Genomic DNA, 13,733 nt, shown 5'->3' on the forward strand with positions numbered 1-13,733 from the left:
AAGGTTAGAAAAACTAACGGTTAGAAGCGTTAGCCGAATTTCTATTAGGTACTGCGTTGTCTGCTGAGACGACCCACAAACGGTCGTGTGTTCGTCCTACGACTAGTACCGGATCGCCTACACTAAAGTCGCGTGCTTCGTCGGTCTGGGCTATTAAGTGCAAGGTGGCATCGCCCACTTCCAGCGTGACTTTGCCCTTACTCTGTGGATCAAAAGGAAGTTCGACCACGCCTACTAATCCGGCAAAATCTTCGTTACGCAGTAGGCTATCGACCTGACGATGTTTGAGTTGGCGCAAGACGCCAACTAAAGTGCCGCCGCAGAGTAGACCCATCATCAGGGCGATCGCAAAAATCAACCCGCTGCCCAAACCTGGCTCTAGCGCTCCCATCACTAGACCCGTCAGCCCAAAGAAAAAGCCGCCAAACGTCCAAAACTTGAAGCTGGTCAGCATAGATAGACTAAAGAAGCTTCTTTTCTGCTTTCTAGCATGAGCGCGTAGCAAGTCTGGGTCAGTATCGATTTGCAGATCCGTGTCGGTATCGGCATCGGCGTCTACATCACCGTCAAAGTCATTATCAAAATCACCGTCAAAATCGGCATCGGCGTCGAAGTCGGCGTCTACGTCAGTATCTAGTTCAACATCAAAGTCAACATCGGCGTCAGCATCAAAATCTTCTAGAGCGTCACCACCTACTAAAGAAAGGGCGACAAAGATTCCGCCAATGATCAAACAAAACCAATAAACAGACTGCACAGCTTATCTACTCTAAAAGTTAGTAGTTCTAAAAGGGAGTGGTTCTAAAAGTCAACGACTGTAATAGATTCTTCTTTACGACGATACTTATACAACCTAGGTTGCTACAACCTACGGTGCCCACATGGGGCACAATGCCCATCTACATCAAAGATGTTTGTTCTATCGTGTCTGTAGATACCGAAGGCGTCATCGTCATTCCTAAAAATCTTTACAAGCCTCAACCTCTTGAAAGAATTCAGCCGTTTAAAGCTGTAGGGAACGCCCTGAAAGAGCATTCCCTATGGTGTTCATCAAACTAAGCTGCTGATATCAAGACTAGCTAGGTTTCTTTTCTGGCATCAGGCACTTATCAGAATCACAGCCGGCTGGTCCAGCTTCAATCAGCTCACCCGCGTCGTGCTTTTCTAGAGCATCATGGAAGTTTTCGGTTCTTCGACGCGATCGCACTTCAACCAGCATCTCTTCATACCGCTCTTTGCTAATTGGTTCAAACGGCAACCTAGGGAACGTCTGCAAATCGTCAAACCGAGCTAACAGCGCCGCTGATACATAGCCCTCGTCATTTTGAATCGCTTCAGTAATCCGCTGCGCCAAGGGTTCAATCTCATTTTCGCGTAGTTCAATCGTGGCCGACGTATTGTGCGCCGTATAGTATTTCTGCACTTGCATGTAGAAATCAAACTGCGACAGCGCCGAGAACTGCTCAATCGGTACCTCGTCTGCACCCGGCAGATTCGCCCAGTCTACTTCCACTGGTAGCTCGACTAGCCACTCGCTGCAGCGTGGATCAAACGGATCTTCTAGCAGATTGCCTTTTTCATCCTTATCAGACTGAGAAGGAATCACGGAATAGCCGTAGTCCATACAGGCTAGGGCAACTGGATCATCCTTGCGGAAAGTAATTCGACGGATGAACCGCTGAGCTTTGGGTGGGTGCCAGCCGGAGGATGCACCCGTCAGCAGGCTTTTCGTACCTGCGGGTTGGACAGTGGTACAGCGGTTGGGGCGGCGGATATTATGGCGATCGCAATACTCCCAAACCGTCTCATGCACTACCTGCTTCCAGCGGCTCAGGTATGCTCTTTCCTTTTCTTTGAACTCCAGGCCCTGCATCGTATCAGGCCGACCTGCTGCAAACCACTCTAGCCACTCCACGCCGAACGCCTTCACGCAGAAGTCGAAGAAGCCAGTGAACGAAACGCCCACAATCGGATCTTCTTCGCGAGACTTCTGATAGCGTTCTTCCATGAATTTGTGATTCAGCAATGCCGCTACCGCAATACCGCCAGCCCTAAACGCATCATCTTGAGCCTCTTCATCGTTGGGGGAAATTTGGTTAAGATGAATTTCAGCCAAGTTACAGTGAAAATCCTGGCCTAATATCTCACCGCAAGGATTTAGACCGTATCGCCCCTTGCCCTGTGCTCTTCTCTCGGCCTCACCCGCCCACTGAATCGCGCCTTCACCAGAATAGAATTGCTTTCGTACTGCAGTCTCAATCTCCTCAGGCGATGGCTTTTCGTGAAACACTCGGGTATGGTTGGCCATCCGCAGCGCGTCCTTGGTTGGGTCGATGCTCCAATTGCCATCTGCATCTTGTCGCCAAAGGTTTTCTTTCGCTCCAGTGGCAACGTCATCGTTGCTATCAAACTGACGCATACCTGCACTGTTATGAGTGAGGTAGCCGTCACAATAGAAGCAATGGGCTTCCTCAACTTCTATATCGTAGGTCTGTACATGGTCATAGCTACCTAATCCGTCGACAGTCACCGGAATATCTAAGTCGAGATCGGCTTCGACACTATAGCGCTCATAGTTAGAGTCAACGCTGTAACTACCTTGAAATCCCATGCCTCGCATTTCGCTATAGGAATACGCTTCGCGCATCATCGCGCCGCTCAAAGTGAAACCGTACGTCTTAAGCCCTATGCGGACAGGACCTTTTGCAGAATGTGGTGCAATCAACGCATTGTATTGCCCTTTTAGCGCAGGTAGCTTGAGGTTGTACTTAATCTGCCAATTCGCATTGGTCGGAACGGTGGTCGAAAGACGTCCTGCAATTCCCAAGCTAGAGAGAACAGCTGCTACTTGACGAACAAAATTGCGGTAAACGCTAGTTAATAGATGGGGAGGACGGTTGTTCACTGCACCATCGCTATCCATCAATCCAGCTAAGTAGGCGGCTCGTGTATCTATAGAGCCCTGCAAGATGTAGCTAGGAACCTCAAGTGGCTGATTGGGCTGCTTGATATGAGTATGAAAGTACTCAGCTAGGCGAATGCTAGAACAAACTGACTTGGCGGTATTTTCGCCTCGAACGCTGCCATGAGTCGCAGTTAGTCCGAACTCGGCTAGCCCAGCGTCAACCTTAGACCGTAGCTGCGAAAGCAATCTTGGATCATTGTCACGCTCGTTCATTGCCCATTCCACACGACCATAGGGCTTATTGTGTTTATTTCGTCCTGCAACGTATCCATCACCGTGCGTAAAGCCAATTAGCCATGCTACGGCAGCATTTAGTTCAGGGATACGAATGTCTTTGGCGGTGTGGCTTTGCTCCGGTCTTTGGGCCGTTGTATCAGCCGGTAGGTGAGTGAGCGTCCCGGTAAGTATTTGATTGCTGTGCATGAGGCGATCGCCCTCACTTAGCTCAGCTAGCCGCTTCCATTCAACTTGACCCTTCGCATTGCCAAAAACAGCCACTTGGTGGTTCAATGTTGCCCTTGGCACAGGTCCATTTGTCTCGATCTCATAGACATCTTGCTGCCCCTGGTCGAACTTGTTCACGACCTGGCGGTAGCCTATCGGTGTCTGAACCTGATCGCCAACCTGAACATCTTTGATTGGTACGAGTCCTCTTGCCGTATGTACAAGCGCATCCTCTGGTAGGCAGCGTCGGATATTTCCGGCCACCACACAGGCCGCTGCCTCATCAATTAGCAAACAGCATTCAATTGAATTGAGCTGACGTCCAACCGCCGCATTCAAAATCTTGGCACAGCGCTCATATAGCTCAGGCAGCTTCACGGGGTTTGCCATACCACCAAATCCCTTTAGTCGCTCTCCAGCCGGACGAATATCACTTAGATCGATAATCGCCTCTACTTCTCCATCAAAGCGCCCGTCAGTCGATAGCTCTAGCAGCGTTTGGTAAGACTTCACCCAACCCTGACGACTATCACCTGCAATGATTTCAACGCGGCTGTTGGCTTCGTCTACCTTGATCTCAGCCTCTTCTCGGCGCTGACTGGCAACTGTCATGCCGACATCGCCACGCATCGTCACCGTAAGCTTGTTTCGAATAGGCGGGAGCTGGTTGATGTACTTCGGCTCTAGCACTGCGCCGGTTCCACAGCCCATCATTGCTAGATCCATCATCAGTCCAAAGGCCCGCCAGTCGAGGACGTTTGTGCTCGTACAGTTATACGCACCAGAGAAATTCTTGGGGTTTTTGCTCCAGTCCGTACCGCCAACCCACAGCCAGCGACCCGAAGGCATCGCTTTGAGTTCTCGCTGCATCCTAGAAACAAGCTCGCGCTCCGCGTCGGTGAGAGTGCCGAGTTCTACTAGTCCTTTTAGAGTGCGATCGCACACATCCTGCCAAGTTTCCCGCTTACCCTCTTCAGAGCGACGGCTGTAGGTGCGATAGAAGACAGGATAAGCCGCAGGCGCAGCTTCCGGGAAAGGGCTTTTGGTACGAGACCGTTCAAGCTCTTGAACCATGATGATTAAGCCGTGATGATTGAGGTGGTGTCCGTATGTAGCGTCCTCTCAAAGGTAAAACCACTACATGTAGCTAATAAGCATAGACATTAACACAGTTCTCGCACTTGGCAATACATCTATTTGTAAGGATTAATGCAGCAAAGCTTCGAAGGCCGCTCTAGCCTCTTTACCCACGGCAGCCCAGCTAATATGCTGCTTGTAGTATGCGAAAGTGCTGTGAGCCAAAGCTTGATAGCGGCCTGAGTCCATCATGTACTTTTGGATGAATTCGCAATAGGCTGCCGGGCTGCTATCAATAGGGAACGTTTTTCCGGTGATGTCTGCTTTGACAACGCTGCTGATGCCGCCTACTTCACTAGCCAAGGCGGGTACTCCATAGGAAGCTGCTTCACTTAAGACGATGCCAAAAGTATCAGCTTTCGTAGGAAATATTAGAAAGTGAGATGACTTAAATAGCGCTGAAATTTTTGCTTTTCCTTCATCTGTTGCTCGATTGATAAAGCCGTAGGTTTTGACGAAATCTGGTACGCTCGTTGGCGGATTACAGCCCACAATATGTAGCTCTGTAGCAATTCCCTTGCGGTTGAGCTCTTGGGCAATATCTACCGCTTTGCTCCCGCCTTTTCTTTTCCAGTCGACACCGACAAAAAGAAGCTTGCACGGGCGAATAGGACGTTCTTGGATAGCCGTTTTGATATCGATATCCGTGAAGCTATGAGTGTGGTTCGATCCGCGAGGAATAATTTTTATTTTCGATGGTGAAATGTCGTATAGCTCATGCGCTTTTTGAGCAGCCCACTGAGAGGTTAAGACCACCAGGCTACAATTTTCTAATACCTGCCGTTCCATTGCCAGCAGGTTGTCGCGAGTTTCCTTGCACAGATTGCTGAGGTATGGATAGAAATCGATTAGGCTGCCGAGCGTCGTATCAGTCCAGAGCACTAAAGGTTTGTCGGATTTTACATTGGCTAGTGGAATTGAATTTTCTGGACAAAGTAGGATGTCTGCTTCTGAAAGTGATAGCTGAGATTGGATTCTCCAGGCGCGGTACTTTGCTGCTTGGGGATCTACTTTGCCATAGAAATTTTTTTTACAGACGTTTCTGTAAAATTGCCATTTCAATCGAGTAATTGGATTGCCTTTAAGCTTTACTGGACCAATTGCTGTAATTTCGACTTCTTCTTCTTTTAGAGTCTGAATGATCTTGGCACCCGCTCCATATAAACCCAGGTGTCGTCTGGGCCAGCTTTTAGGATTCTCCAAGTCGAAGGTTGTGACGTATGCAATTTTCATAAGCTTTATATCTGGGCGTAAGTCAGCAATTCAACCAATGACTTTTCAATCAAATGACTGGTGATCTGGTTATGAATCTCTGCTCTTTAATTTGCCCACTTATCGAGAAACCCTTGCGGTAGCGACTCTAGACGCTGTTGCCGCTGTCTTCCATAGGTGAGGAAACCCGCACTCATATATCACCGTCACCGCCCTTGCCAGCATCACTAAAGTTCGCAACATTGAGAGGTAGCAGTTTATCGCACCTCTTTGCAGAGGCAGAGCTTACTATGACGACGGTTTTGGAACAGGGAAATATTAGTATCCATACCGAGAATATTTTTCCTATTATCAAAAAGTGGCTTTACTCTGACCACGAGATCTTTATCCGCGAGCTGATCTCTAATGGTGTAGACGCTATCAGCAAGCTAAATATGCTCTCTCGTTCTGGCGAGTATAAAGGCGAGACCAGTTCAGAAATCTCCATCGCTGTTGATAAAGAAGCTAAAACGCTCAGCATTAGTGATAGCGGCATTGGCATGACCGCTGAAGAAATTAAGAAGTACATCAATCAGGTGGCTTTCTCTAGTGCCGAAGAATTTATTAGTAAATATAAAGACGAATCCGATCAGCAAATTATCGGCCACTTCGGACTAGGGTTCTACTCTTCCTTTATGGTTGCCGATCGGGTAGATATTGATACTCTTTCGTGGCAAGAAGACGCGCGGGCCGTTCACTGGTCTTGTGATGGCAGTACCTCTTTTGAGTTGAGTGAGAGCGATCGCACCACACGCGGCACCACTATCACCCTCTACCTCAACGACGACGAGCAAGAATATCTTGAAGATGCCCGCATCAAGCAGCTCGTCAAGACCTACTGCGACTTTTTGCCTGTGCCTATCAGCTTCGATGGCGAAGTCATCAATAAGCAAGAAGCCCCTTGGAAAAAGTCTCCTAGCGATCTAACTGACGAAGACTACCTCAACCTCTATCGCTACCTCTATCCTTACGAGGAAGAACCCCTGCTATGGGTTCATCTCAACACCGACTATCCCTTCGTCGTTAATGGCATCCTCTACTTCCCCAAGCTAAAGCCAGACGTAGAACTGAACCAGGGGCAGATCAAGCTTTTCTGCAATCAAGTTTTTGTCAGCGATAACTGCGAGGAAGTAATTCCCAAATTTCTGACACCGCTACGGGGTGTAATCGACAGCACTGATATTCCGCTGAACGTATCTCGCAGCTTCTTGCAGGCTGATCGAACCGTGCGGCGAATCTCGGACTATGTTGCCAAGAAAGTAGGCGATCGCCTCAAAGAGCAATACAGAGACGATATCGAGAAGTACATTAGTATCTGGCAAGACCTAGGTACCTTCGTCAAATTCGGTTCTCTCAATGACGACAAATTCAAAAAGCAAGTTCAAAAATACGTCATCTTCCGTTCAACTGCGGACCTAGCCAAGGCTGACGAACCCAAAGTCTCGGTAGAAGTAGATACTCAAGCAGAAGGTGACGATGCCTGGTCGGATGTCAGTGAAAAGAAAGCAGTTGACGCTAACGGCAACTCTTACACCACTATCCAAGAATATCTAGATCGCAACAAGGAAAAGCACGAAAACAGAGTCTATTACGCGACTGATGAAGTCTCGCAAGCTACCTACATCGGTCTCTTGAAGAGCCAAGATATAGAAGTGCTGTTCATGGACTCATTCATTGACACCCACTTCGTCTCTTTTCTAGAGCAAGAATATTCAGACGTGAAGTTTTCTAGGGTAGATGCTGATTTAGACGACACCTTGATCGATGATGACAAATCAGATGACATCGTTGATGGCACAACCAACAAAACTCGTGGTGAGCAAGTTAAGTCAGTCTTTGAAAAAGCTCTAAACCGCCCTCAGGTAACTATCCGCACTGAAGCTCTCAAAGGCGATAGCACTGCGCCTCCGGCCATGGTTCTTCTCCCTGAAGAGCTGCGTCGTATGCAAGAAATGAGCGCTTTTATCCAGCAGCAGAGCGTTCAATTCCCTGAAGCGCATACGCTCTTGGTGAACACTGCTCACCCTTTGATTAAGAACGTCGCTAACTTAGATCAAGGAATTGTGCAAGCAGACGGTAGTCCATCGCCTTCTAGCCAGCTTGCTAATCTAATCTGCGAGCAAGTCTACGATCTAGCGCTTATGGCCCAGAAAGGCTTCGATGCAGATGGGATGAAAGCTTTCACAGAGCGCTCGACCAGTCTGTTGACAAAGCTAACCGAACGATAGAGACCGAAGGACTTTAGTTTTGCTCAGTCAATAGGTGCAACTGCTGCTGCTGCTGAGCAAAGCTAGAGGAATACTAAGCACAGAAGGCAGTTCTTAACCTGACATTCAATTTCTGAAGTAGTCAAAACCTTTTGCGATCGCCCAATTAAGTCCTAATCAAGCCCTTTTTTGTGCTAATGGCCACAGGTGTCTATAATGATTAACTCCGTTAGCGTAGAAAACCCATGTCAAAGAAGTGCGACCTCACTGGCAAAAAAGCCAACAACGCCTTTTCCGTCTCTCACTCTCATCGCCGTACCAAGCGCCTTCAGGAAGCCAACCTTCAAGACAAGCGCATCTGGTGGCCTCAAGGTAATAGATTCGTCCGCCTGCGCGTATCTACCAAAGCTCTCAAGACCTTACAGAAAAAAGGTCTCGATGCAATGGCGCGTGAAGCCGGCATCGACCTAAACAAGTACTAAGAGGATAAGCACCAAAGAAAATAGTCAGTAATACTTTTGGCTGAGTAACCGCCGATATAGCAATCTTATCTGACCAGCTTTCCCCCTGTGATACGCAGGGGGATTTTTTATGTTCGTAATCGCCAGCTTCATTTTCCGTATTTCTTCTATCCGTATCTTCCGCTGCCCCGAAACTGTTTTTATACGGTAATTTGTCCAGTTGATAAGCACATTCGTTGTTAGAACCCTTCAATCCTAGCGGTTTTAGATAGGTAGCCCTACTGATTCTCTTAATTGTTAAGGTTGGGTAGTCTGAGCGGGTAGCCATGCAAAGAGTACTCGGAAAACTATTTTCTCCTTTTGCATCTCCCCAATCAGTTAGGAAGCCTACCATGTCCGCCAAAAAGCAGACCCGCAATAGAACTCCTCGTCAGTCCGGCTCAGACTTTCAGCGGCTTTCTCGCCGCTTTATGAGTGGTTTACTGAAAAGTCTCTTTTTTGTCAACAAATCTGCTCGCTACAGTAAAGCGGGGTTTGTGCTTCCTACAACAGTGCTGTTGCTATTAGTCACGACACTGACGGTGGGGGCACTCAGCTTTCGGACGGCTAGTCGAACACAAACAGCATACTTAGCCAGAGAGCAGCAGGTAATTGATAATATTGCAGCTCCTGCGGCTGACAGAGCAAAAGCAAAGCTGGAATACCTGTTTGATAGGGATACGCGCTTTCCTAGTTCTGCGACTCCATCTAGCGATCTGCTAGCTGCACTGATGGCAAACGTGACTAGTACGCCATTAGGAGTTACTAAATTTGCCAAAGACCCATATACACTGCCAAAAGAAACGAGAATAGACATTAACGGGGACGGTACTGTTGATAACGCCTGGAAGTTTTCATTTGATCTCAATGGTGACGGCAGCGAAGACGAAAACGAAATTGTTGCATATTCTGTACTGATGGATGATTCCTCAGATAACGGTACTCCGGCTGATCTCACCGACGATATTCGCACTGAAGATGATCTGAGTCCAGCAAAGGCGAATGCTTTAGTCACTCGAAATGGTCCGATCAACGCTAATGAAGCGTTGGATGCTTGTGGAGGTTCAAGGGTCCCTGATCAAGGGTGGTACGAGGTCAGTACGGCCCTACTTGAGAAAAACTTTCAGGTGACTGCGTATGTGAGCAACGGCAAGGACGTTGGCCGCGTCAATAGTGCTTTGGAACTGCAGCAGGTGCGACAAGCTAGCAAAGGAAATCGATGGGGTGCTTGGTTCAAATACGACCTAGAGATATTTCCAGGTCCAGAGTTCAACTTCAACGGTGCGATGCATTCTGATGGCAACTTGATGGTTGACAACAAAGCCTACCTACATATGATCAGCTCTCACAACTCGTGTTTGTATTCAAGGGAATCTTCTAAAATCACTTTAGCGGAATCTGATGATTTTGTTGGGCAGCTCGTTGTTGGTAATACAACCAAGAACCAAATTGCCAAAAGTCAAGACCCCAAAATTCATATTTACAAGAGTGCTAGCGAGGCACCTATAACAGCTGGCGAAGACGGGAAGCTAACAAAAGATAACGATTCCGTGACACCCGACAACGATAATGTATCACCTCTAGATATAGCCCTAGATCCGTTGGCGCTGTTTACACGAGACGCTTCTAGACATCGCAAGACTGATACTTGGATCCGAGCTGCAGACTGGGAGACTAAAAAATATTTTTCCGAGGAGCGAGTTACTAATGAAACTCAGAATCCTCCTTTTCTAGACGACTTCTATCGGGCTGATAATCGCTATGGGCCTTATCCTTCTTATGACACCATCAATTGGGTTGAAGATACAGACAAAAAACTAGGTGAGACAATTTCCAGTGGTAATAGCCTCAGCAACGAGACGGCTGGGCTAGATGGTTATTGGGAAAGGCAGGCTAGAATTCATGGATTGCGCTTGATTGTTGGACAGCGTCTAGAGCTAGGTAATACGTATGGATGGGGAAAGGATCTTGATGACGATGGCACTCGTGATCCTGATATTCTCTACCCGCCGAATAGTACGTCTATCTCTAACCTTCAGCGTCAGCGACGGACGTTACGAGATAATCTAGCTGCCGTTCAAGGCATGGTGGTCTATCACTATGAAAGTGATGGCGGAAATTTCCCATTGGCTTGCTATGCAGCGACTTCTCACCCAGGCACCCTTGAAACCCTCCAAAGTAGCCGCACCTTTACTAACTGGGAGAATGAAGCAGAAAGTGGAACAGGGACTACGCTCAAAGCTGACTTCTTATCAGGTGATGGCACTAATGGCTGGGAGTTTCAGTTCCCCTCAGCGTTTGATACGGAAAATAAATTCGCTACTCAGCTCGCTAGCGACCAGCCCTTAGGAATTGCTCTTAGGAACTTGGCGCAGTTTGCAGGAGATCCTGAGGGAGGTTCACCTTCGTTCAAACCTGTACAAGAAGCTGGTTTGATTCATCCAGCCCCTAATATGTCAATGTGGGGAGACTTCTCTATGCTACGTAGAATCTTTGACGAGTACCTGGATAACAGTGTTGCATATGCTGATCTGAGTATCGCTGATAAGTCTACGTTGCACTCTGCTGCCTGCACGATGGGACTACTCGCTTACAACTTAGAGAAAGCAATTGCTGTTCAATCCCGTGCATTATCTGGCTCTTCTTTAACCTCGCTAGGTAACAAAATCTACGCTCTGGTCGATGGCACTAACTCTAGCGGGACTCTGACGGGTGGCAACCAAGAGATGGAAGAATACATCGGTATAACTTCTGGAGGGGTTACGATTGGCGATCGCAACGGTGATGGCGATGTCTCAGATGTAGAAGACATCAAACCGACTACATCATGGGTAGATCCGACGACCGGAGGTACCTGCTCTGTTACTGACTCGGCTGCTTACGAGAGATCTTGCGACGCGGGTGAATATTATGAGCAGTTCACATTAGAAGAGTGGCTGGCTGTTTTGAATTATCGTAGTGACTTGGGCAGTACGCTAGCAGCCCGTATAGGTCAGGCCACTGCTTATGTTAATGGCGCTCAGATATTGAGAGACCGTGCGCTTGGGTTCATTGACTCCGGTCTGCCCGTACCGATTGGTACCGCTGACAACGTGACATGGGATGTCGCAACGGGTGATACCGAAGTAGTTGGTTCTGGTGGTACGGCTACCTCCTTTCGTACTGGCTGCGACCCAGATATCTTTCGCGATAGCCTGACTGGTGGTGGCGGCGGACTAGATACGAAAGCTGTCGGTTTAGCGCTTGGTTTTTGCTCTAATATTACTGGCCCTAAATATCCATCTCTTTATTATCTTTTCCCATTGTTTGATCACGACCAAGATGGTGACGATAATACTGGTGCAGATGGCGTTCTAACTGCTGGTACTGTAGGCTTTGACCACAGCCAAGCTACGCTGGCCTCTGCCGAAGAATACATAGCAGATACTCAGATCAACTCGATTAACCCACCCGCCGCTACTCCTATCACTAGCGCAGACCTTGTCTACAGCGTTGTCGGTGACGATCACGCGGGTGATGCCGGATACGAGACTACGGATGATACAGGACTAAGTGCGATTGCCCTCGTCCCCCAATCAACCACTGCATTCGCTGACTGGAAACTTCTGCCTGCTTCGGCTGCGAGTGTGTCAGATACCTTTAATCCCGAGTCGATGAATATTGTGGTACCGGGAGGCAATCTACTTTCACTTCCTCTGTTAGACAAAGTCATGTACAACGGTCGCGAGGAAATGGCCGTTCGAGTTCTAGATATAGATCTTGGGCGTCTAACGCAAGAGACAAATCCTAACGGTTCAGATTATTGGGTTTCGGACGATAGGGATTCTACTAGCGGAATTATCTATGCGGCTCGCGAAGATGCGGCTCGGGAGGATTCTATCGTGAGGCCAGCAGCAGGAGCTTGGACAGATTGCGATGAATTAGCAAATATTGCAAACTTCACTTCTAATTCGATGTCTGCTAGCTGCAAGATGGTTGTTAACAGCGCCACGCCAACTGATCCACCGCTGACCAAAAGAGCGGATGGTAGTGTTGTAGGCATCAGCATCAAACCGATTGACTTCGCTCCCGATCCCGATCGGCGTCCCTATGGTTTTCGTTTGAACGCAGATTTAAATGGCAACAAAGGCGACATTAGCAGAGACAAGAATCGTACATGGGGTTTGTCTTTTGTTACAGACAACGCAGCCTATATAAAGGGCAACTTCAATCCACATTCTACAGACGGCGATGACTCTATCGAAGAGTTTACCGATACTCTCTTCGATGCGGGCTCTACAGGTACGTTTACTCCTGCCGAATTCTACGGTGATCGACAGGTCTCTGAGCGTAACTTAGATAATTTTGCAGTTGCCAGCATAGACCGTTGGCGAGTCGCAGAAGTTCTGGCAGATGCAGTGTCGATTTTGTCTGATAGCTTTGTTGATGGTGCGATAGAAGAAGGGTTTACCAGAGACTGGGATGAAGCATCTCCCGACTTTGGCTCTAAAACTTCTTTTCACAACCAGCAGCGTCCGCTGCAAGACAACGGCAACGACGTAGATATAGATAAGTGGGCTGATGAAACTGGCTGGGTAAGAGAAGATTCTGATACGCCTCACGATAGTGCTGCGCCTATCTGGGTCGGCAGAAATGGAGAATCCAAAACGGCTACTAACACGGTTGAAGAGGCCACCAGCGATAGTGACTTTACAATACGAAAGAGTAAAGACAACTCAGACCTGTATAGGGACATGCTAATTGAAGAGGCTACACCTCACAGAGTCAATGCCACTATCATTTCTGGAATCGTACCTTCTAGAGAAAAGCAAAGCTATGGAGGACTTCATAACTTTCCCCGCTTCTTACAAAGCTGGAAAGTCGGCAACAATAATACCAGTTTGTTTATGCAGGGAGCTTTCCTCCAGTTAAACTTTAGTACGGCTTCTACAGCGCCCTTTAGTATCGTCGCCTGGGAGCCCGGTGAGTTTAGTAATAAGAAGAAGGATATAATTCCCTACTACCAGCCTCCCGCTAGAGCATGGGGCTATGACGTAGCTCTGCAATATGCACCAGCAGGCCCTATCGCTCAACGCTTTGTCACAGTCGGAAGACCGCGAAGTGAGCACTACCGTGAGCTACCCATTGATGACCCATACGTAGTGGGATTGCGCTGTGCAGTGGTACCAGATGGGACGCCAGATGGAACGCCAGTCTTCTCTGACGAAAGCTGTCCATAGGCAGCGGGCC

Annotated in this window: 6 protein-coding genes; 3 read left to right on the forward strand and 3 right to left on the reverse strand. The window is 48.2% G+C overall.

Annotation, left to right across the window (positions count from 1 at the left end; genetic code table 11):
• Positions 1 to 13 precede the first annotated feature (13 nt).
• The 3 genes from IQ256_RS00080 to IQ256_RS00090 form a co-directional block, all read right to left on the reverse strand.
• Positions 14 to 757 carry a hypothetical protein gene (locus IQ256_RS00080; RefSeq protein ID WP_193853108.1) on the reverse strand — a complete coding sequence of 248 codons (744 nt, stop codon included), beginning with the start codon at positions 755 to 757 and terminating at the stop codon, positions 14 to 16.
• Between the two features lie 318 nt (positions 758 to 1,075).
• On the reverse strand, positions 1,076 to 4,483 hold the full coding sequence (gene nrdJ / locus IQ256_RS00085) for a ribonucleoside-triphosphate reductase, adenosylcobalamin-dependent (protein WP_193853109.1): 3,408 nt from the start codon (positions 4,481 to 4,483) through the stop codon (positions 1,076 to 1,078).
• A 132-nt stretch (positions 4,484 to 4,615) separates the two neighbouring features.
• Entirely contained in the window at positions 4,616 to 5,779 is a 1,164-nt protein-coding gene (locus tag IQ256_RS00090; protein ID WP_193853110.1) for a glycosyltransferase family 4 protein, read from the reverse strand.
• 269 nt (positions 5,780 to 6,048) lie between these two features.
• On the opposite strand from IQ256_RS00090, the gene htpG reads away from it, so the two are divergent.
• From htpG to hpsA, 3 genes are all read left to right on the forward strand, one after another.
• Positions 6,049 to 8,025, forward strand: a complete 1,977-nt coding sequence (gene htpG / locus IQ256_RS00095) for a molecular chaperone HtpG (RefSeq protein WP_193853111.1) — start codon at positions 6,049 to 6,051, stop codon at positions 8,023 to 8,025.
• 224 nt (positions 8,026 to 8,249) lie between these two features.
• On the forward strand, positions 8,250 to 8,486 hold the full coding sequence (gene rpmB, locus IQ256_RS00100) for a 50S ribosomal protein L28 (RefSeq protein ID WP_006457519.1): 237 nt from the start codon (positions 8,250 to 8,252) through the stop codon (positions 8,484 to 8,486).
• Positions 8,487 to 8,857: 371 nt separating this feature from the next.
• Complete coding sequence (gene hpsA, locus IQ256_RS00105) at positions 8,858 to 13,723, forward strand: hormogonium polysaccharide biosynthesis protein HpsA (RefSeq protein ID WP_193853112.1); 4,866 nt, start codon at positions 8,858 to 8,860, stop codon at positions 13,721 to 13,723.
• The last annotated feature ends 10 nt before the right edge of the window (positions 13,724 to 13,733 follow it).

Origin of the sequence: cf. Phormidesmis sp. LEGE 11477 (assembly GCF_015207105.1) — a bacterium.
In the GTDB taxonomy this organism is placed as follows: domain Bacteria; phylum Cyanobacteriota; class Cyanobacteriia; order Phormidesmidales; family Phormidesmidaceae; genus Phormidesmis.